The following is a 19579-nucleotide window of genomic DNA, read 5'->3' on the forward strand; positions in this document are numbered from 1 at the left end:
CCCCCTCAGCGCCGCCCCACCCGCCGCAACCGATGCCGCACAGCCCGCTGAGCCACCGGCCCCAGCTCCTCCAACACCGCCACCACAACCCCCAGTTGTTCCAGCGCATCCAACGCCGCAGAAGCCCCCACCGCATCCACCCCCTCGTACAACTCGATCCCCACAAACGCCGCCGCCACAGCCCGAGCCAACCCCACCGGATCCGCAAACTCCCCCAGCGGCGTATCCGCCAGCACCCTCACCAGCACCTTCTCGATCTCCACGATCCACAGCTCGAGCCCCGCCGCAGTCGCCGGCCCCAGCGTCGCGTGCGTCTGCGCCCCCGCCAACAGCTGCCCGAGCAGCGAGACATGCCCCCCGGCACGCTCCGCCTCGTGCATCTCCCGCCCCACGGCGAGCAGTTCGGACAGCGACGTCACCGCGGCGAACCGTTCGCGATACCGCGCCACCGACTGCTCCGCCCCGTACCGGCAGGCCGCCGCGAGCAGTTCGTCCACCGAGCCGAAGTGGTAGAAGACCAGCGCCTGGTTCACCCCCGCCGCCGTCGCGATCGTACGGGCCGACACCTTCGCGATCCCCTGCTCGGTGAGCGTCCGCAACGCCCCCTCAAGCAGTTTCGCCTTGGTCTCCTGGGACTTCGCCGTCTCGGGACTCACGCGCGCCGCTCCTCGCGCACGGGCCGCAGCCCGGGCCGCACACCACAGGCCCGGATGTCCGTGTACGTCGCCTCGAAGGACCCCTCGTAGCCGAACAGCGGCCCGAAGTACCTGTTCACCACCCGGACCCGGATACGGAACCGCCCGACCACGTCGTCGAACGACTCCCGCACCTCGGCGCTCGCCCCGATCAGCTCCGGCACCCGCACGTCCACCACCCCCTCCCGGAACCGGTGTTCGCCGGAGCGGATCAGCAGCGACCCGTCGGGCTCGGCACGGAAGTACAGGTCGCTGGCGAGGTGCTGGTGGGTCCCGAGGTAGTCCAGGATGCGGTCCCCGCGCGGGCTCAGCACCATCTGGGCGTCGAAACGCCGGGAACGTCCGGGCAGGTCGAAGGTGCGCACGAAAGTCACCGTCTCACGCCCGAAGGTGTCGACGTACGGCACATTCTCGATCACAAAGGGAACCTGACGCCCCGGCCTCGGGACGAGGATGTTGCGCGTGGTGCCGAGTGCGAGAAAGGGCTTCACAAAGGATCCGCCGTGCCAGATGCGGTCCATCACGCCGCGGCCGGTGCACGCCTCCCCGCTCTCCAGACCGACGGAGAAGCGCCGCTGCAGCTGGGGGTGCAGGCGGTCGAAGTCCGCACCCATGACCGTACGGAAGATCGAGTTCGTCGAGTTCGTGGACGTCGCCGTCATCGGTGGCCCTCCAGGGTGCGCAGAACCCGCGGCGCACGCACGCGCGTGGGCGGCGTACGCAGGCAACGGCGAGCGGCCGGGGTGGCGGACAGCGGCGGTGCGAGGAGAGCCAGCGACAGGGTGACCACCGCCAGCAAGGGCACGGCGTAGAAGAACAGCGGGGCGAACGGCCCGGTCAGCTGCAGCAGATTGCCGTAACCGAAGCCCGTGCCGGCGAGGGCGATCACCAGGATCCGCACCAGCAGTTCGACGAGCCAGTTCGTCCGCGCCCGCTCCGGAGTGATCCCGCGCTCCAGCCACAGCCGGAGCCGGTCGAAGGACCAGGCCGTCGCCCAGCCCATCAACGGGCGGAACAGGAACCGGTCGGCGAGTGCGCCGAAGCCGCCCCAGCGGGGCCGGTAGTCGTAGCCGGTGAGGAAGCGGACGCCGTCCCCGTCGGGGATGTAGCGCCAGTACCCACTGCCCTCGGCCAGCAGCGAGAGCGGATGCGGCGAGGCGAAACGGAGCGCGGACGTCCGGGTCCCGTCGGGGCGCTCCCGCTCACCCGCCGAGACTCCCGTGCCGGCGACCGTGAGGAACGGCAGCACCCTTGCGGCATACCGGAAGCGCTGCGGTTCGCCCTCCGCACGCGGGAGGTGGTGGATCTCGGTGAAACGGAGGTCCCAGCGCTGATGCTGGGACGGGTCCTGCGTGCGCGACCACAGTTCGTCGAGGTCGGTGCGGATCCGCGCCTCTATGTAGAGCCCCGAGCGGCCCATACGAATCCCCCAGGTCAGGTTGTTGTTTGAGCGACTGCTCAAACCACTTGACCGTGAACATACACCTTCTTGAGCGATCGCTCAAACAACCGGCACAAGAAAACCCCGGCCCGCGCGGGCCGGGGTTTCCGTGCGGAGAGCGTTATTCGGCGAGATGCCGCTCCACCGTCTCCACCTTCGCGGTGAGACCGTCGGTCACTCCCGGACGGATGTCCGCCTTGAGGACCAGGGACACACGCGGCGCCCGCGCCTCGACGGCGGCGACGGCACGTTTGACGACATCCATGACCTCGTCCCACTCACCTTCGATCGAGGTGAACATCGCGTCGGTGCGGTTGGGCAGGCCGGACTCGCGCACGACGCGGACGGCGTCGGCGACGTACTCCCCCACCTCGTCGCCGACACCCAGGGGCGTGACGGAGAAGGCGACGATCATGCGTTGACGATTCCTTCCTGACGCGCACGGGAGGCGATGACGGCGTCCTCGGCGGCCCGCTTGAGCCTGCGCTCGGCGAAGAAACCGCCGGTCGGCAGGACGGAGAGGAGGAAGTAGAACCCCGCGGTCTTCTTGTCCCACTTCGTGTGGTTCCAGGCGTCGGCCCAGAAGATCACGTACAGGATGAACAGGACGCCGTGGACCATGCCCATCACCGGCACCGCGTTGAAGTCCGTGGTCCGCTTCAGCACGGAACAGACCAGCAGGAGGAGGAAGGACACGGCCTCGGGAGCCGAGACGAGGCGCAGGCGGCGGAGGGCGGTGGCGGTCTTGATGTCCACGGGTCACCTTCGGTGGGAGACGGATCGCTCTTTGTGAACGGAAGCACAAGCGTCCCCCATTGTGACAAACGGTTCCCCTAGGGGTGCGGTCAGGGTGTGTCTCCACCCACGGGCCCTGTGCGGTGCACCCGCCCAGCGGCTACCTTCACGGCGTGGCGATGTTCCGACTTCAAGGCAGCAAGGTGCTCGCCGTCGACATGACCGGCGACGCCGTGAAGGCGAAGAACGGCTCGATGGTCGCGTACGACGGGCAGATGGCCTTCAAGAAGATGAGCGGCGGCGGTGAGGGCATCCGGGGCATGGTGACCCGGCGGCTCACCGGTGAGCAGATGACCGTGATGGAGGTGAAGGGGCACGGGACGTGCTGGTTCGCGGACCGGGCCTCCGAGATCAATCTCGTGAGTCTCCAGGGGGACAAGCTGTATGTGGAGTCGAGCAATCTGCTCGCGACCGACGCCGGCCTCAGGACCGGCACGACCTTCACCGGGCTGCGCGGCGCCTCGCAGGGCAACGGGCTGTTCACGACGACCGTCGAGGGCCACGGCCAGGCGGCGATCATGTCGGACGGCCCGGCGGTGGTGCTGCGGGTGAGCGCGCAGTACCCGCTGACCGTCGACCCCGGCGCCTACATCGCGCACCAGGGGAATCTGCGGCAGTCCTTCCAGTCCGGTGTGACGTTCCGCACTTTCTTCGGCGAGGGCGGCGGCGAGGCCTTCCAGATCCGCTTCGAGGGGGACGGGCTGGTGTACGTACAGCCGAGCGAGCGGAACACGATCGCGGGGGATGTGTGACATGCCCTTCCGTGAGATCAACTCCAAGATGGTCGAGGCGACGGTGCTGCCCGGCCAGCGGCTGTTCAGCCAGCGCGGCGCGATGCTCGCGTACAAGGGCGAGGTGTCCTTCACCCCCAACATCCAGGGCGGCCAGGGCGGGATCATGTCGATGATCGGCCGCCGCGTGGCCAACGAGGCCACGCCGCTGATGTCCGTCGAGGGCAGCGGCACGGTGATGTTCGGGCACGGCGGCCACCACATCCAGGTCATCAACCTCACCGGCGACACCCTCTACGTGGAGGCGGACCGTCTGCTCGCCTTCGAGGGCACGCTCCAGCAAGGCACGATGTTCATGGGCTCGCAGGGCGGGGTCATGGGCATGGTCCGCGGCCAGGTCACCGGCCAGGGGCTGTTCACGACCACCCTCAAGGGACACGGCTCGGTGGCCGTGATGGCCCACGGCGGTGTCTTCGAGATCCCGATCACTCCCCAGCGGCCGGTCCACGTCGACCCGCAGGCCTACGTCGCCCACCACGGCGACGTACGCAACAAGCTGTCCACGGCGCTGGGCTGGCGCGACATGGTGGGCCGCGGCTCCGGCGAGGCCTTCCAGCTGGAGCTCAGCGGCAACGGCACGGTGTACGTCCAGGCCTCGGAGGAGAAGCTGTGAGCGCGTACGGCACCCCGGGCGGCCCGACGGTCTTCGACCCGATGACGCTGCCGGTGGACGACAACGTCAACAAGTACACCTTCTGCGTGGAGCTCAAGGGGAGCCAGTGGTTCCTGCAGAAGGGGAAGATGATCGCCTACTACGGCTCGATGGAGTTCAACGGCATCGGGCACGGCCGACTCGACCGTCTTGTCCGTACGTCCTTTCATTCGCCACTGCATGCGAGCGACTGGGTCGTGGCGGAGGGCTCGGGCAAGATGCTCCTCGCCGACCGGGCCTTCGATGTGAACTCGTACGACCTCGAGGACGGCAACCTGACCATTCGCTCGGGCAATCTGCTCGCTTTTCAGCCAAGTCTCGCGCTCAAGCAATCGATTGTTCCGGGTTTTCTGACGCTGATCGGAACCGGAAAGTTCGTGGCCGCATCTAACGGTCCGGTGGTGTTCATGGAACCGCCGATCCGGGTGGACCCGCAGGCGCTCGTAGGCTGGGCCGACTGCCCGTCGCCGTGCCATCACTACGACCATGGCTACCTGACGGGTGTAATGGGCGGTCTACGTGCGATGACGGGCCTCGGCGGGGCCTCCGGGGAGGAGCACCAGTTCGAGTTCGTGGGGGCCGGCACGGTCCTGCTCCAGTCCTCGGAAACCCTCATGGCAGAGCAGGCCACGGGGGCGATTCCGCCGGAGCCCGGGGTACCCGGTGGCGGTGGGGCACACACGGGCCCTTCACAGCAAGCCGGCTCACCGCGCCTTCCCGGACAGCTGGGGGACCTCCAGCGTCGCTTCGGGCTGTGAGCGGTAGTCTGCGGAGTGTGACGTCGAACGTGTGCGCGCCGACATCACACCACCCTCACTAGTTCGCCTTTCAACATTTTAGGTAGACTTCATTCATGGAGACCGAGACGGCCACGCGCTGGCTGACCGATGCGGAGCAGTGCGCCTGGCGCACCCACCTGGAGGTCAACAGGCTGTTGACGTACCAGCTCGAGAGGGACCTGCAGCCGTTCGGCCTGACTATGAACGACTACGAGATCCTGGTGAACCTCTCCGAGTCGGAGGACGTACGGATGCGGATGAGCGACCTCGCGTCCGCCACCCTCCAGTCCAAGAGCCGCCTCTCCCACCAGATCACCCGGATGGAGAACGCGAACCTGGTCCGCCGTGAGAACTGCGAGTCCGACCGCCGCGGGCTCTACGCGGTCCTCACGGAGCACGGCATGGAGACGATGAAGAAGGTCGCCCCGCATCATGTGGCGTCCGTGCGCCGGCACTTCATCGACCTGCTGTCCCCCGAGGCGATGGCGGAACTCGACAAGGGCCTCAAGCCCATCGCGGAGCACCTGCGCGGGCAGCGGGGACGTCCCTAGCGGTTCTACGGTGCAAGCGGCAGGCGGAGTCCGAAGAGGGCCCCGCCTGCCGGTGCGTCCCGGCCGGCATTCCGCCGTGCCGTACGGCGTGCTTGCGTTGCCTCGAAGAATGGCGAGCACTCGCCCCAACTGCCCGGACGATCCAGCCACTTCCGTACGGCAACGACGGCTGACGCGTCGTCAGGCCGCGGGGGCGATCTCCTCGCCGCTCCGGTCCGGCACCGCCCGAACGGTGCTCCGCTCACGGCCACGCCGCACCGTCGCAAGGGCCGTCAGCAGGGCTGCCGCGCCGGCCGCCGTGAAGCACAACGCAGTCGGCATCCCGCCCACCAGGAGCCCCGCCACGGCCGCGCCTGCCGTACCGCCCGCGTTCACCCCCGTGTTGACCCAGGCACCGGCCCGGACCCGAGCCTCCGGCGCCGCCGCGTCGTCGGCGATCAGATAGGCGGTGGTCAGCGTCGGCGAGACAAAGAACCCCGCGGCCGCCAGCGCGACGGCGAGCGCGCCGAGCCCGGGGGCGAACCCGGCACCGAGCAACGCCACCCCCAGGCCCGCCGCCGTCAGGGGCAGCCGCACCGGGGCCGGGACACGCCAGTGGACGGCCCCGTTGACCAGACCGCCGACCGCACTCCCGGCCGACAGCGCAGCCAGCGTCCAGGCCACGGCGCCATCCCCGTAGTGCCGCTGCTCGGCAAAGGCCACCACCACCAGGTCAACCACCCCCAGCGTCAGCCCGACGCCACCCGCAGCGACAACGGGCTGCAGAATCCCACGCAGCACACCCCGCCCCGCCCCGCGCCGCAGCCGGACCCGGCGCACCACACTCCGCCCGTCAGCCCCCGGCCTGATCCCGCGCAGCCGACCAGGCGCGATCCCACCCCACCCGGCACGGACTCGGCGCAGCACACTCCGCCCAGCAGCCCCCGGCCCGAAGAGCAGCCTGCGCCGCGCCCCCTGCGCGACCACACCCAGCCCGGCACGAACTCGGCGCAGCGCACCAACCCGTCCAGGGACAAGCCCGCCCAACGATTCCCGCGCGGCAACACCCCTCCCCGAACGGCATCCGCCCAGCGCACTCCCCCCAACAGCACCCGACTCGGAGAGCACCTCACGCCGCGCCCCCCGCACGACCACGCCTCGCCCGGACACGAGCCCGCGCAGCCATCCGCCCACCCCCTGCGCGGAACGGCGCCCGTGCAGCGCACTCCGCCCGGATTCAAGCCCCCTCAGCCACCCCCGCGCGACCACGCCCTGCGAGGGGAGCAGCCCGCGCAGCCGCCCCCGCACGCCCGCGTCCCGCCTGCCCCCACCCCGCCCCGTACTCGCTCCCACGGCCCTCGCCGCCCCGACAGCCGGCGACATGACGAACCCGGCCGTGCCTGTCACGATCAGCGCCGTGCCGAAGACGATGCCGGCCGTCGGTGGAGCGAAGCCGACGAGGATGCCGACCAGGAGCGGTCCCGAGACGAAGAGGAGTTCCTCGGCGACGCCGTCGAGGCTGTAGGCGCGCTGCAGCAGGGCGCGGTCCGGGGCCAGCCGGCCCCATACGGCGCGCATGGTCGGGCCCAGCGGAGGAGTGCAGGCGCCCGCCGTGGCGGTCACGGCGCCGAGGACGAGCGGGGAGACGGCACCGGGGCGCCGGACGAGCAGCGTGAGCAGCCCGAGCAGGGCCGCGTACGCCGTGACCATCGGGACGAGCGTGCGGCGCGGCCCGTGCCGGTCGATCAGGGCGGCCCGCGCGGGCGACAGGAAGACGCTGGTGGCGCCGAACAGCGCCATGACGGTGCCCGCCACCGCGTACGACCCCGACGCGCGGGTCACGGCGAGCATCACCGACAGGGGGACGATTCCGTACGACAGCCTGCCGAGCAGGGCGGCGGCGAAGGTACGGCGGGCATGCGGAATGCGGAGGACGGCGGCATACGACGGCCGTCCCGCTGGCGTGGAAGACACGGGAGTTCCTCGACTCGAGGCGGAAAAGGGGACGCCTGTTCGCCGCGGCGGCCGTGCGGTCAGTCAGTCGTTTCGTCGGTCGACTGCCGCTCGCCGTACGCGGGCCTGGGCGTGCCCTATGCCAAGAGGAGGTACATGCGCATCAACGTAACAGCGCGGGCCGGGAGTTGGCCACGCGATAAATCGCCTCAGCCCTGCGTCAGCCCCGCCACCAGTTCGTCCGCCGCACGGTAGGGGTCCAGGTCCCCGGCGACGATCCGTTCCGCCAGTGCGCTCAGGCGGCGGTCGCCGTGCAGGTCGCCGATGCGTTCCCGTAGGGCCGTCACGGCGATGGTCTCGACCTCGCGCGAGGCGCGGGCCAGGCGGCGGTCCGCCAGTACGCCCCGCTCCTCCATCCATGCGCGGTGCTTCTCCAGGGCCTCGACGACCTCGTCGACGCCCTCGGCGCGCGCTGCGACCGTCTTGACGATCGGCGGGCGCCAGTCGCCCGGGCCGCGGGACTCGCCCAGGCCCAGCATGTGGTTGAGCTCGCGGGCGGTGGCGTCGGCGCCGTCGCGGTCGGCCTTGTTGACGACGTAGACGTCACCGATCTCCAGGATTCCGGCCTTCGCCGCCTGGATGCCGTCGCCCATCCCGGGGGCCAGCAGCACCACGGACGTGTCGGCCTGGGAGGCGATCTCGACCTCCGACTGGCCCACGCCGACCGTCTCGACCAGGATCACGTCGCAGCCCGCCGCGTCCAGCACCCGGATCGCCTGCGGGGCTGCCCACGCAAGCCCGCCCAGGTGGCCCCGGGTCGCCATCGAGCGGATGTACACGCCGGGGTCGGAGGCGTGCTCCGACATCCGCACGCGGTCGCCGAGCAGGGCGCCGCCGGAGAAGGGGGACGACGGGTCGACGGCCAGGACGCCGACCCGTCTGCCCTGCTTGCGGTACGCCGTGACGAGCGCGGACGTGGACGTCGACTTGCCGACGCCCGGCGAGCCGGTCAGACCGACCACGTACGCATTGCCCGTCAGCGGAGCGAGCGCCTCCATGACCTCCCTGAGCTGCGGGGACGCCCCCTCCACCAGGGAGATCAGCCGGGCCACGGCCCGCGGCCGGCCTTCTCTCGCCTGGGCGACGAGTGTGGAGACGTCCTGCATCACAGCTCCGTTCAGAGAGGTACGTGGAGAGAGGGTTCAGGCCTTGGGTACCCGCACGATCAGTGCGTCACCCTGACCGCCGCCACCGCACAGCGCGGCCGCACCCACGCCGCCGCCCCGGCGCTTCAGCTCCAGCGCCAGATGCAGGACGAGCCGGGCGCCGGACATGCCGATGGGGTGGCCCAGGGCAATCGCACCGCCGTTGACATTCACCTTTTCTGTTGAAACTCCGAGGTCCTTCATTGACTGCACCGCCACGGCGGCGAAGGCCTCGTTGATCTCGATGAGGTCCAGGTCCTCGACCTCCAGGCCCTCCTTCTTCAGGGCGTGCAGGATCGCGTTGGACGGCTGCGACTGGAGCGAGTTGTCCGGGCCCGCCACATTGCCGTGGGCGCCGATCTCGGCGATCCAGTCCAGGCCCAGCTCCTGCGCCTTGGCCTTGCTCATCACGACCACGGCCGCCGCACCGTCCGAGATCTGCGAGGCGGAACCGGCCGTGATCGTGCCGTCCCTGGTGAACGCCGGGCGCAGCTTTCCCAGGGACTCCGCGGTCGTGTCGCCGCGGATGCCCTCGTCCTTGCTGAACAGGACCGGGTCGCCCTTGCGCTGCGGGATCTCCACCGGCGTGATCTCGGCCTCGAAGATGCCGTTCTTCTGGGCGGCGGCCGCGCGCTGGTGGGACAGGGCGGCGATCTCGTCCTGCTCGGGGCGCTGGATGCCCAGGCGGGTGTTGTGCTTCTCCGTCGACTCGCCCATGGCGATGTTCTCGAAGGCGTCGGTCAGGCCGTCGTACGCCATGGCGTCGAGCATCTCGATCGCGCCGTACTTGAAGCCCTCGCGGGACTTGGGCAGCAGGTGGGGCGCGTTGGTCATGGACTCCTGGCCGCCCGCGACGATCACGTCGAACTCGCCGGCGCGGATCAGCTGGTCGGCGAGCGCGATGGCGTCGAGGCCGGACAGACACACCTTGTTGACGGTGAGTGCCGGGACGTTCATCGGGATGCCGGCCTTGACGGCGGCCTGGCGTGCCGGAATCTGCCCTGCCCCGGCCTGCAGCACCTGACCCATGATCACGTACTGCACCTGGTCGCCACCGATCCCCGCACGGTCGAGGGCGGCCTTGATCGCGAAGCCGCCGAGGTCGGCTCCGGAGAAGGACTTGAGGGAGCCCAGCAGCCGTCCCATGGGCGTACGTGCCCCCGCGACGATCACCGAGGTGGTGCTGTTCGATCCAGACATGAGCTGCGATCCCCTTCCGGCTGCACTGCCGAGGAGTGAACGAGGGTTTACTTCGAATGTACTGAGTGGCACTCCGTGCCGTCACCCGGCAGTCGGTGTGATCGCTGGCACGTTGCGTAACCATCCCCGGAGCGCTGCACTAACACCATGCTGACGCGAATCGACCACATCGGAATCGCCTGTTTCGATCTCGACAAGACCGTCGAGTTCTACCGGGCCACATACGGCTTCGAGGTGTTCCACTCCGAGGTCAACGAGGAGCAGGGCGTCCGCGAGGCCATGCTCAAGATCAACGACACGTCCGACGGCGGGGCCTCCTACCTGCAGCTTCTGGAGCCGACGCGACCGGACTCGACCGTCGCCAAGTGGCTCGACAAGAACGGCGAGGGTGTCCACCACATTGCTTTCGGTACGGCGGACGTGGACGGCGACGCGGCCGACATCAAGGAAAAGGGCGTACGCGTTCTGTACGAGGAGCCCCGACGCGGCTCCATGGGGTCACGAATCACGTTCCTGCACCCCAAGGACTGCCACGGCGTTCTGACAGAACTGGTCACTTCCGCGCCTGTTGAGTCACCTGAGCACTGACCCCCGTACATATGGGCCGGTAGGGTTGGGGGCGGTCGCCACTATTTGGGGGGTGACCGCACGCCGGGGTCCGGGTTTCGGGGGGCGAGCGTCGGGGCAGCAGCCCGTGCTCCGCCGTTGATCTGACACCATTCCCCGGGGGCCCCGTTCGGCGGATGGACGGAGCTCGTTTGGCCAGACTTGCGACCAGGGGACGGATGGGACCGCGCAGTGCGGGGCTACGAACGCCAGGAGCGAGAGCCGGCGGCTGACGTCGACCACCTCTCTCGGTTCGAGGCCGAGATGGAGCGGCTGAAGACCGAGCGGGAAAAGGCGATCCAGCACGCCGAGGACCTCGGCTACCAGGTCGAGGTGCTGCGCGCCAAGCTTCACGAGGCGCGCCGCACCATCATGTCCCGACCCTCCTTCGACGGCGGTGACATCGGCTACCAGGCCGAGCAGCTGCTGCGGAACGCGCAGATCCAGGCCGACCAGCTGCGTCAGGACGCCGAGCGTGAGCTCAGCCAGGCGCGGGCGCAGACCCAGCGCATCCTCCAGGAGCATGCGGAGCAGGCCGCCCGGCTGCAGGCCGAGCTGCACCAGGAGGCGGTCACCCGCCGCCAGCAGCTGGACCAGGAGCTGGCGGAGCGCCGGCAGACCGTCGAGTCGCACGTCAACGAGAACGTGGCCTGGGCGGAGCAGCTGCGCGCCCGTACCGAGTCCCAGGCGCGCCGGCTGCTCGACGAGTCCCGCGCCGAGGCCGAGCAGGCCCTGGCCGCCGCCCGTGCGGAGGCCGAGCGGGTCGCGAGCGAGGCCAGGCAGCGGCTGCAGAGCGAGGCCGAGGAGGCCCGCGCGGAGGCGGACCAGCTGCTGCGCCGGGCGCGCGCGGACGCCGAGCGGCTGCTGAACGCCGCGTCCACGCAGGCCCAGGAGGCCACGGACCACGCCGAGCAGCTGCGCACCTCCACCGCGACCGAGTCGGACTCCGCCCGCCGCCAGGCTCAGGAGCTGAGCCGGGCCGCCGAGCAGCGCATGGCGGAGGCCGAGGAGGCGCTGCGCAAGGCGCAGGCCGAGGCCGACAAGCTGGTCACCGAGGCCACGGCGGCCGCCGAGAAGGCCCTCGCCAGCGCCGAGTCGACGAACGAGCAGCGCACGCGTACGGCGAAGGAGCAGGTCGCCCGGCTGGTCGAGGAGGCCACGAAGGAGGCCGAGGCCACCAAGTCGGACGCCGAGCAGGTCGTCGCGGACGCCCGTTCCGAGGCCGAGCGGATCGTCGCGGAGGCCTCCGAGAAGGCCCGCACGATCACGGCCGAGGAGAGCGCGACCCAGCTGTCCAAGGCGGCCAAGACGGCCGAGGACGTCCTCAACAGGGCGCAGGAGGACGCGAAGAACACCACCAAGGCCGCCGCCGAGGAGGCCGAGCGGATCCGCTCGGAGGCCGAGGCCGAGGCGGACCGGCTGCGCGCCGAGGCGCACGACATCTCGGAGCAGCTCAAGGGCGCGGCCAAGGACGACACCAAGGAGTACCGCGCCAAGACGGTCGAGCTGCAGGAGGAGGCGCGCCGGCTGCGCGGCGAGGCCGAGCAGCTGCGCGCCGACGCGGTCGCCGAGGGCGAGAAGATCCGCGCGGAGGCCCGCAAGGAGGCCGTCCAGCAGATCGAGGAGGCGGCCAAGACCGCCGAGGAGCTGCTGGCGAAGTCCCGGCAGGACGCGGACGAGCTGCGTCAGAAGGCCACCACGGACAGCGAGAAGGTCCGTACGGAGGCCATCGAGCGGGCGACCACGCTGCGCCGGCAGGCCGAGGAGACCCTCCAGCGCACCCGTCAGGAGGCGGAGCGGCACCGCGAGGAGGTCGTCGAACAGGCCGAGGGCATCAAGGCCGAGGCCGAACGAGCCGCGCGGGAGCTGCAGGAGGAGACCGAGCGGGCCATGGAGGCCCGCCGTGCGGAAGCGGCCGAGGAGCTGACGCGGCTGCACACGGAGGCCGAGGAGCGCCTCGCCGCCGCCGAGCAGGCACTGACCGACGCCCGCGAGGAGGCGTCGCGGATCCGCCGCGAGGCCGCCGAGGAGTCGGAGCGGCTGCGCGCCGAGGCCGCCGAGCGGATCCGCACCCTGCAGGCGCAGGCCGAGGCGGAGGCCGACCGGCTGCGCAACGAGGCCGCTTCGGACGCGTCCGCGTCCCGGGCCGAGGGCGAGGCCATCGCCGTACGCCTGCGGTCCGAGGCCGCCGCGGAGGCGGAGCGGCTGAAGTCGGAGGCGCAGGAGAGCGCCGACCGGGTGCGGGCGGAGGCGCTGGCCGCCGCCGAGCGGCTCGGCACCGAGGCGTCCGAGACGCTGGCCGCCGCGCAGGAGGAGGCCAACCGGCGCCGTCGCGAGGCCGAGGAGACCCTCGGCGCCGCGCGCACCGAGGCCGACCAGGAGCGCGAGCGGGCGCGCGAGCAGAGCGAGGAGCTGCTGGCCTCGGCACGCAACCGCGTGGAGGAGGCGCAGGCCGAGGCCGTGCGGCTGGTCGAGGAGGCCGACCGGCGCGCGAACGAGATGGTGTCGGACGCCGAGCAGCACGCCCAGCAGGTACGGGACTCGGTGGCCGGGCTGCACGAGCAGGCCCAGGAGGAGATCACCGGGCTGCGCAGCGCCGCCGAGCACGCGGCGGACCGCACCCGGCGCGAGGCGCAGGAGGAGGCGGACCGGGTCCGCTCCGACGCCTACGCCGAGCGGGAGCGGGCCAGCGAGGACGCGGGCCGTATCCGGCGCGAGGCGAACGAGGAGACCGACGCCGCCAAGGCGCTTGCCGAGCGCACGGTTTCGGAAGCGATCGCGGAGTCGGAGCGGCTGCGTTCGGACGCGGCCGAGTACGCGCAGCGGGTGCGTACGGAGGCGTCGGACGCGATCGCCGAGGCCGACCAGGCGGCGGCGCGCACCCGGGCCGACGCCCGCGAGGACGCCAACCGCATCCGCTCGGACGCGGCGACGCAGGCGGACGCCCTCATCACCGAGGCGCGCAGCGAGGCCGAGCGGCTCACCACCGAGACGGTCCGGGACACCGACCAGCTGCGCACCGAGACGGTCGCGGAGGCCGAGCGGGTGCGGGCCGAGGCGGTCGCCAAGGCGGAGAAGCTCATCGCGGACGCCACCGGGGACGCGGAGCGGCTGCGTGCCGAGGCCGCCGACACGGTCGGGGCGGCGCAGCAGCACGCCGAGCGGACCCGCAGCGAGTCGGAGCGGGTCAAGGCGGAGGCGGCGGCGGAGGCCGAGCGGCTGGTCAACGCCGCGCGCGAGGAGGCCGAGCGCACCCTCGACGACGCCCGCAAGGACGCCAACAAGAGGCGCCAGGACGTGGCCGAGCAGGTCGACACCCTCATCACGGAGACCACGGCCGAGGCCGACAAGCTGCTCTCCGAGGCGCAGCAGCAGGCCCACAAGACCACCGCCGACGCCGAGGCGCAGGCCGACACCATGGTGGGAGCGGCCCGCAAGGAGGCCGACCGCCTGGTCTCGGAGGCGACGGTCGAGGGCAACACCCGGGTGGAGAAGGCCCGTGCCGACGCGGACGAACTGCTTGTCGGCGCCCGCCGGGACGCCACCTCCATCCGCGAGCGCGCGGAGGAACTGCGCGACCGCATCACCGGTGAGATCGAGGCGCTGCACGAGCGGGCCCGCCGCGAGTCCGCGGAGACGATGAAGTCGGCGGGCGACCGCTGCGACGCGCTCATCAAGGCCGCCGAGGAACAGCTGGCCAAGGCACAGGCGAAGGCCAAGGAGCTGGTCTCGGAGGCCAACTCCGAGGCGGGCAAGGTCCGTATCGCCGCCGTGAAGAAGGCCGAGGGGCTCCTGAAGGAGGCCGAGCAGAAGAAGGCGGCGCTCGTGAAGGAGGCCGAGGAGCTCAAGGCCGAGGCGATCCGCGAGGCCAGGCGCACCGTCGAGGAGGGAAAGCGCGAGCTGGAGATCCTGGTGCGCCGGCGCGAGGACATCAACGCCGAGATCTCCCGTGTCCAGGACGTCCTGGAGGCGTTGGAGTCTTTCGAGGCTCCGACTGCGGGCAAGGACGGTGGCGTCAAGGCGGGCGCCACGGTCGGCGCCCCTCGTTCGGGTAAGCCGTCGGACAGCTGATCGACAGGTCCAAATGGGGGGCCGTCTGGGGCCTTTGACCAATTTTTTGGCAAGCCGTCCGCCGGTTAGCCACTCAAAAGGGGTCTCATTCTGCAGATCAAACACGTATCCGCTCGATGACACACCGCTTCGGCCCCTAGGATTCCCCCTATCACCTCACCGGTCTCATTTGACAGGAACCCCATGAGCGACACTTCCCCCTACGGCTTCGAGCTTGTGCGGCGTGGGTACGACCGCGCTCAGGTGGACGAACGAATCTCCAAGCTCGTCTCCGACCGTGACAGCGCTCTCGCCCGCATCACCGCTCTGGAAAAGCGCATCGAGGAGCTCCACCTCGAGACGCAGAACGCCCAGGCCCAGGTAACCGACGCAGAGCCGTCGTACGCCGGTCTCGGCGCGCGTGTCGAGAAGATCCTCCGCCTCGCCGAGGAAGAGGCCAAGGATCTGCGCGAGGAGGCCCGTCGCGCGGCCGAGCAGCACCGCGAACTTGCGGAGTCGGCGGCCCAGCAGGTCCGCAACGACGCAGAATCGTTCGCTGCGGAGCGCAAGGCCAAGGCCGAGGACGAGGGCGTCCGGATCGTCGAGAAGGCCAAGAGTGACGCCTCGCAGCTGCGTTCCGAGGCGCAGAAGGACGCGCAGTCGAAGCGCGAGGAGGCCGACGCCCTCTTCGAGGAGACCCGCGCCAAGGCCGCGCAGGCCGCCGCCGACTTCGAGACGAACCTCGCCAAGCGCCGCGAGCAGTCCGAGCGCGACCTGGCGTCCCGTCAGGCCAAGGCCGAGAAGCGCCTCGCGGAGATCGAGCACCGCGCGGAGCAGCTCCGCCTGGAGGCCGAGAAGCTGCGCACCGACGCCGAGCGCCGCGCCCGCCAGACGGTGGAGACCGCGCAGCGCCAGGCCGAGGACATCGTGGCCGACGCGAACGCCAAGGCCGACCGGATCCGTTCGGAATCCGAGCGCGAGCTGGCCGCCCTCACCAACCGCCGCGACAGCATCAACGCCCAGCTGACGAACGTCCGCGAGATGCTCGCGACGCTCACGGGCGCCGCGGTGGCCGCGGCCGGCTCCCCGGCCGAGGACGAGCCGATCTCCCGTGGGGTTCCGGCGCAGCAGACCCGGTAACACCGCCTGACGGCAGCAGAGGCCCGCACCATCTCCCCCGAGGGTGCGGGCCTTTGGCCTGGTTTCAACGTGCCCAGGGTCATGCTCCGGGGCAGGACGTCTGCGCACACCGCCCCTCACGGGCGGGCCGACCCCGTACGGCGGGGTGTTTCCTGCTGACGCTCTGCTCCAGCAGGTGCGCCACGAGAGCGTGATCGGCGCCGGGCTGCCGCTCGCGCCCCAGGGTGTCGGCGCCCTGCCGGCCCGGGCGACCGGCGGCCTCGCCGACCGCGTCGGTGCGCGTCCGGTCGCGGTGGCCGGGCTGCTCCTGACCACGGCCAGGACGCTGCCGTTCGCGGCCGCCGCCGACGGACTCCTCGGCCAACCTGCCTGCCGGCCGGCGCCTTCCGGGACCTGCCCTCCGAGCACGTCCCGCACGCCAGCACCACGACCCGCATCTTGCAGCAGCTCGGCGGCTCCTTCGGCACCGCGGTCCTCGCCGTGCTCCTGCAACGCGGCGGAGGGACGTCCACGGCCTTCGCGCGCACCTTCCTCTGGACCGCCCTCTTCACCTTCCTCGCGGCCGGCGTCGCACTCCTGCTCCCCGCCCGGCACCAGGAGACGAGCCCCGAGCCCGCTCGAGTGGCAGCCCCCGAACCCCCGTCTTAGCGTGACTTCATGATCGAGCTCGAGGGCCTGACCAAGCGGTACGGCGAGAAACTGGCGGTCAACAACCTCACCTTCACCGTCAGACCCGGCATGGTGACCGGGTTCCTCGGGCCGAACGGGGCCGGCAAGTCGACCACGATGCGGATGATGCTGGGGCTCGACCGGCCCACCGCGGGCGACGTCCGGATCGACGGCAGGCACTACGACCACCTCAAGGACCCGCTGAGGTATATCGGCGCCCTGCTGGACGCCAAGGCCATGCACGGCGGCCGCAGCGCCTTCAACCATCTGCTGTGTCTCGCGCAGAGCAACGGCATCCCGAGACGGCGGGTGGCCGAGGTCCTCGACACGGTGGGTCTCACGGCGGTCGCGAGGAAGAAGGCCAAGGGGTTCTCGCTGGGCATGGGACAGCGGCTCGGGATCGCGGGTGCACTGCTCGGCGACCCACGGATCCTGATGTTCGACGAGCCGGTCAACGGCCTCGACCCCGAGGGCATCCACTGGATCCGAAATCTGATGAAGTCCCTGGCCGCCCAGGGGCGGACCGTCTTCGTCTCCTCCCATCTGATGAGCGAGATGGCGCTGACCGCCGACCATCTCGTCGTCATCGGACAGGGGCGGCTGCTCGCCGACACCTCCATGGCCGACTTCATCGAGCGGAACTCCCGCTCGTACATCCGGATCCGCTCCCCGCAGCGCGAGCGGCTGCTCGACGTGCTGCACGAGGAGGGCGTCACCGTCATCGAGTCCGGCAGCGGGGCGCTGGAGGTGGACGGCGGCAAGGCCGAGCAGATCGGCGAACTGGCCGCGCAGCACCAGATCGTGCTGCACGAGCTGAGCCCCCAGCAGGCCTCCCTGGAGGAGGCGTTCATGCAGCTGACCGCGGGGGCCGTGGAGTACCACGCGCACGCCGACACACCCCTGGAGACACGCTTCGACACGCGCCCGCAGCGGCAGCACTGGGGCGAGGACTGGACGAGGAGATGAGCATGGCGGCGATGCAGGTCGTACGGTCCGAGTGGACCAAGATCCGGTCGGTGGCGTCCACGGTGTGGACGCTCTCCCTGGCCGTGGTCGTCACCATCGCCCTCGGCATGCTGATCTCGGCGCTGTCCAGACACGAGTTCGACAAGATGAGCCGGCAGGACCGCCTGACCTTCGACCCGACCTTCATCAGTTTCGCGGGCATGAGCCTCGGTCAGCTCGCGATGATCGTGTTCGGGGTGCTCGTCGTCTCGAACGAGTACAGCACCGGCATGATCCGCACCTCGCTGGCCGCCGTACCGCAACGCGGCACCTTTCTGTTCAGCAAGATCGCCGTGGCGACCGGTCTCGCGCTCGTCGTCGCCATGGCGACCAGCTTCGTCGCCTTCTTCCTCGGGCAGGCGATGCTCGGCTCGCACCGCGCCTCGATCGGCGACCCGCACGTGCTGCGCGCCGTGATCGGCGGCGGCATCTACATGACCCTCATCGCGGTGTTCTCGATGGGCGTCGCCGCGATGCTGCGCTCGCCGATGCTGTCGCTGGGCATCCTGATGCCGTTCTTCTTCCTGATCTCCAACATCCTGGGCAATGTCGATGCGACGAAGAAGATCGGCCGGTTCCTGCCGGACCAGGCCGGCAGCAAGATCATGCAGGTGGTCCCGCGGATCGACGAGGACACCCCGTACGGGCCCTGGGGCGGCCTCGGGATCATGGTGCTGTGGGCCGTCGCGGCCCTCGCGGGCGGCTATGTGCTGCTGAAGAAGCGGGACGCGTAGCACTCCCGGGACATGACTCTCCGCCGGGAAGCGGAGTCACATCGCTTTACTTTCATTTGAGCGGAACCGTCAGCTCCTCGATATCCTCCTAACCCTTACGGGGGCGTGTGCCCCGCTGTCCTGAACCTTTCGATGGGTGCGGAGCATGATCGAGGCTGTAGGCCTGACCAAGCGCTACGGCGACAAGACCGCCGTGTACAACCTTTCCTTCCAGGTGCGGCCGGGTGCCGTCACCGGCTTCCTCGGGCCCAACGGCTCCGGCAAGTCGACGACGATGCGCATGATCCTCGGCCTGGACAACCCCACCGCGGGGCAGGTGACGATCGGCGGCTACCCGTACCCGAAGCTGCCCAACGCCCCCCGCCAGGTGGGCGCCCTGCTCGACGCCAAGGCCGTGCACGGCGGCCGGTCGGCCCGCAGCCATCTGCTGTGCCTGGCCCAGCTGTCCGGCATCCCGGCGCGCCGGGTCGACGAGGTGCTGGGCGTGGTCGGGCTCCAGGAGGTGGCCAGAAAGCGCTCCAAGGGCTTCTCCCTCGGCATGGGGCAGCGGCTCGGCATCGCCGCCGCACTCCTCGGCGACCCCCAGGTGCTGCTCTTCGACGAGCCGGTCAACGGCCTCGACCCCGAGGGCATCCTCTGGGTGCGCAACCTCATGAAGGCGCTCGCGGCGGAGGGTCGTACGGTCTTCGTCTCCTCCCATCTGATGAGCGAGATGGCGCTGACCGCCGACCACCTCATCGTGATCGGACGCGGACAGCTGCTGGCCGACATGAGCGTGAAGGACTTCATCTCGGCGAACTCGGCCGACTTTGCGCGCGTGCGTACGCCGGACACCGAGCCGCAGCTGCGCGAGAAGCTGACGTCCGCGCTCACCGAGGCGGGCGGGCACGTGCTGCCCGAGCAGGACGGCGCCCTGAGGATCACGGGGCTGGCACTCCCCCGTATCAGCGACATCGCGCACGACGCCGACGTACGCCTGTGGGAGCTGTCGCCGCACCAGGCCTCGCTGGAGGAGGCGTACATGCGGATGACGCAGGGGGCCGTCGACTACCGCTCGACCATCGACCAGAAGGCGGGGCTGCAGCAGCCGCTGCCGCCCGGTGTGCAGCCGCCGATGCCGGTGCCCGGGCAGGGCCAGCCCGACTGGTACGCCCCGCCGTCGCCCCAGGAGGGCGGGCAGCCGTTCGCGATGCCGCAGGGACAGCCGGGGCCGTACGGCGCCGTGCAGCCCCCGGCGGGCCCGTACGGCGCTCCGGGAGCCCCGGGCGCGGGTCAGCCCAATCCGTACGCCCAGTCGGCGCCCGCGGCGCCCCAGCCCCCCGCCCCCGCCGCCC

At 70.7% G+C, this 19579-nt stretch carries 20 protein-coding genes and 1 pseudogene; 11 read left to right on the forward strand and 10 right to left on the reverse strand.

What is annotated here, in order from left to right; all coding sequences use genetic code 11:
- Positions 1-5: 5 nt before the first annotated feature.
- The 5 genes from IH68_RS0148170 to IH68_RS0148190 form a co-directional block, all read right to left on the reverse strand.
- Positions 6-656, reverse strand: a complete 651-nt coding sequence (locus IH68_RS0148170) for a TetR/AcrR family transcriptional regulator (RefSeq protein WP_030950011.1) — start codon at positions 654-656, stop codon at positions 6-8.
- Positions 653-1357, reverse strand: a complete 705-nt coding sequence (locus IH68_RS0148175) for a DUF4166 domain-containing protein (protein ID WP_030950013.1) — start codon at positions 1355-1357, stop codon at positions 653-655. The genes IH68_RS0148170 and IH68_RS0148175 overlap by 4 nt, the downstream gene beginning before the upstream one ends.
- Positions 1354-2115, reverse strand: a complete 762-nt coding sequence (locus IH68_RS0148180) for a hypothetical protein (RefSeq protein WP_030950015.1) — start codon at positions 2113-2115, stop codon at positions 1354-1356. Before IH68_RS0148180 ends, IH68_RS0148175 begins: the two co-directional genes overlap by 4 nt.
- A 142-nt stretch (positions 2116-2257) precedes the next feature.
- A complete protein-coding gene (locus IH68_RS0148185) occupies positions 2258-2551 on the reverse strand; it encodes an MTH1187 family thiamine-binding protein (RefSeq protein ID WP_030950019.1) in 294 nt (97 codons plus the stop codon).
- Positions 2548-2892 carry a DUF3817 domain-containing protein gene (locus IH68_RS0148190; RefSeq protein WP_030950021.1) on the reverse strand — a complete coding sequence of 115 codons (345 nt, stop codon included), beginning with the start codon at positions 2890-2892 and terminating at the stop codon, positions 2548-2550. The genes IH68_RS0148185 and IH68_RS0148190 overlap by 4 nt, the downstream gene beginning before the upstream one ends.
- Before the next feature lie 158 nt (positions 2893-3050).
- On the opposite strand from IH68_RS0148190, the gene IH68_RS0148195 reads away from it, so the two are divergent.
- The 4 genes from IH68_RS0148195 to IH68_RS0148210 all read left to right on the forward strand — a co-directional run bounded on the left by IH68_RS0148195 (position 3051) and on the right by IH68_RS0148210 (position 5704).
- On the forward strand, positions 3051-3683 hold the full coding sequence (locus tag IH68_RS0148195) for an AIM24 family protein (protein ID WP_030950024.1): 633 nt from the start codon (positions 3051-3053) through the stop codon (positions 3681-3683).
- Position 3684: 1 nt separating this feature from the next.
- On the forward strand, positions 3685-4335 hold the full coding sequence (locus IH68_RS0148200; protein ID WP_030950027.1) for an AIM24 family protein: 651 nt from the start codon (positions 3685-3687) through the stop codon (positions 4333-4335).
- Positions 4332-5132 carry an AIM24 family protein gene (locus tag IH68_RS0148205; RefSeq protein ID WP_030950029.1) on the forward strand — a complete coding sequence of 267 codons (801 nt, stop codon included), beginning with the start codon at positions 4332-4334 and terminating at the stop codon, positions 5130-5132. The genes IH68_RS0148200 and IH68_RS0148205 overlap by 4 nt, the downstream gene beginning before the upstream one ends.
- A 95-nt stretch (positions 5133-5227) precedes the next feature.
- Positions 5228-5704 (forward strand): MarR family winged helix-turn-helix transcriptional regulator, encoded by a 477-nt coding sequence (locus IH68_RS0148210; protein WP_030950032.1) that lies wholly within the window; start codon positions 5228-5230, stop codon positions 5702-5704.
- Positions 5705-5884: 180 nt separating this feature from the next.
- On the opposite strand, the gene IH68_RS59615 is transcribed toward IH68_RS0148210, so the two are convergent.
- From IH68_RS59615 to IH68_RS0148230, 4 genes and pseudogenes are all read right to left on the reverse strand, one after another.
- Positions 5885-6853 (reverse strand): MFS transporter, encoded by a 969-nt coding sequence (locus IH68_RS59615; protein WP_420719048.1) that lies wholly within the window; start codon positions 6851-6853, stop codon positions 5885-5887.
- A pseudogene (locus IH68_RS56890) lies at positions 6845-7657 on the reverse strand (MFS transporter); the annotation flags it as partial. The pseudogene IH68_RS56890 and the gene IH68_RS59615, both read right to left, overlap by 9 nt.
- A gap of 188 nt (positions 7658-7845) precedes the next feature.
- Complete coding sequence (meaB, locus tag IH68_RS0148225) at positions 7846-8802, reverse strand: methylmalonyl Co-A mutase-associated GTPase MeaB (protein ID WP_030950033.1); 957 nt, start codon at positions 8800-8802, stop codon at positions 7846-7848.
- A 36-nt stretch (positions 8803-8838) separates the two neighbouring features.
- Positions 8839-10041 (reverse strand): acetyl-CoA C-acetyltransferase, encoded by a 1203-nt coding sequence (locus tag IH68_RS0148230; RefSeq protein WP_030950035.1) that lies wholly within the window; start codon positions 10039-10041, stop codon positions 8839-8841.
- Between the two features lie 147 nt (positions 10042-10188).
- On the opposite strand from IH68_RS0148230, the gene mce reads away from it, so the two are divergent.
- The 3 genes from mce to IH68_RS0148245 all read left to right on the forward strand — a co-directional run bounded on the left by mce (position 10189) and on the right by IH68_RS0148245 (position 15837).
- Positions 10189-10629: a methylmalonyl-CoA epimerase gene (gene mce / locus IH68_RS0148235; protein ID WP_030950042.1), complete on the forward strand. Its 441-nt coding sequence runs from the start codon at positions 10189-10191 to the stop codon at positions 10627-10629.
- A 210-nt stretch (positions 10630-10839) separates the two neighbouring features.
- On the forward strand, positions 10840-14718 hold the full coding sequence (scy, locus tag IH68_RS0148240; RefSeq protein WP_030950045.1) for a polarized growth protein Scy: 3879 nt from the start codon (positions 10840-10842) through the stop codon (positions 14716-14718).
- 183 nt (positions 14719-14901) lie between these two features.
- Entirely contained in the window at positions 14902-15837 is a 936-nt protein-coding gene (locus IH68_RS0148245; RefSeq protein WP_030950047.1) for a cellulose-binding protein, read from the forward strand.
- A gap of 79 nt (positions 15838-15916) precedes the next feature.
- Here IH68_RS0148245 and IH68_RS0148250 read toward each other — a convergent pair whose 3' ends face one another.
- On the reverse strand, positions 15917-16201 hold the full coding sequence (locus tag IH68_RS0148250) for a hypothetical protein (protein ID WP_030950049.1): 285 nt from the start codon (positions 16199-16201) through the stop codon (positions 15917-15919).
- Positions 16202-16275: 74 nt separating this feature from the next.
- Here IH68_RS0148250 and IH68_RS0148255 point away from each other — a divergent pair, with 74 nt between their 5' ends.
- The 4 genes from IH68_RS0148255 to IH68_RS0148270 all read left to right on the forward strand — a co-directional run.
- Entirely contained in the window at positions 16276-16485 is a 210-nt protein-coding gene (locus IH68_RS0148255) for a hypothetical protein (RefSeq protein WP_030950051.1), read from the forward strand.
- A gap of 9 nt (positions 16486-16494) precedes the next feature.
- On the forward strand, positions 16495-17472 hold the full coding sequence (locus tag IH68_RS0148260) for an ABC transporter ATP-binding protein (protein WP_030950052.1): 978 nt from the start codon (positions 16495-16497) through the stop codon (positions 17470-17472).
- Complete coding sequence (locus IH68_RS0148265) at positions 17469-18245, forward strand: ABC transporter permease (protein WP_037886582.1); 777 nt, start codon at positions 17469-17471, stop codon at positions 18243-18245. The genes IH68_RS0148260 and IH68_RS0148265 overlap by 4 nt, the downstream gene beginning before the upstream one ends.
- A gap of 145 nt (positions 18246-18390) precedes the next feature.
- On the forward strand, positions 18391-19579 hold a 1189-nt coding region (locus IH68_RS0148270; protein WP_030950055.1), incomplete at its 3' end, for an ABC transporter ATP-binding protein.

This window comes from Streptomyces sp. NRRL S-646, assembly GCF_000720765.1.
Taxonomy (GTDB): Bacteria; Actinomycetota; Actinomycetes; order Streptomycetales; family Streptomycetaceae; genus Streptomyces.

What these genes read in the sequence shown, in the direction of transcription:
- IH68_RS0148245 (WP_030950047.1), top strand. Translation starts at nt 14,902, where the DNA reads ATGAGCGACACTTCCCCCTACGGCTTCGAGCTTGTGCGGCGTGGGTAC.
- IH68_RS0148230 (WP_030950035.1), bottom strand. Translation starts at nt 10,041, where the DNA reads ATGTCTGGATCGAACAGCACCACCTCGGTGATCGTCGCGGGGGCACGT.
- IH68_RS0148175 (WP_030950013.1), bottom strand. Translation starts at nt 1,357, where the DNA reads ATGACGGCGACGTCCACGAACTCGACGAACTCGATCTTCCGTACGGTC.
- IH68_RS0148200 (WP_030950027.1), top strand. Translation starts at nt 3,685, where the DNA reads ATGCCCTTCCGTGAGATCAACTCCAAGATGGTCGAGGCGACGGTGCTG.
- IH68_RS0148195 (WP_030950024.1), top strand. Translation starts at nt 3,051, where the DNA reads ATGTTCCGACTTCAAGGCAGCAAGGTGCTCGCCGTCGACATGACCGGC.
- meaB (WP_030950033.1), bottom strand. Translation starts at nt 8,802, where the DNA reads ATGCAGGACGTCTCCACACTCGTCGCCCAGGCGAGAGAAGGCCGGCCG.
- IH68_RS0148260 (WP_030950052.1), top strand. Translation starts at nt 16,495, where the DNA reads ATGATCGAGCTCGAGGGCCTGACCAAGCGGTACGGCGAGAAACTGGCG.
- IH68_RS0148180 (WP_030950015.1), bottom strand. Translation starts at nt 2,115, where the DNA reads ATGGGCCGCTCGGGGCTCTACATAGAGGCGCGGATCCGCACCGACCTC.
- IH68_RS0148185 (WP_030950019.1), bottom strand. Translation starts at nt 2,551, where the DNA reads ATGATCGTCGCCTTCTCCGTCACGCCCCTGGGTGTCGGCGACGAGGTG.
- IH68_RS0148210 (WP_030950032.1), top strand. Translation starts at nt 5,228, where the DNA reads ATGGAGACCGAGACGGCCACGCGCTGGCTGACCGATGCGGAGCAGTGC.
- IH68_RS0148265 (WP_037886582.1), top strand. Translation starts at nt 17,469, where the DNA reads ATGAGCATGGCGGCGATGCAGGTCGTACGGTCCGAGTGGACCAAGATC.
- mce (WP_030950042.1), top strand. Translation starts at nt 10,189, where the DNA reads ATGCTGACGCGAATCGACCACATCGGAATCGCCTGTTTCGATCTCGAC.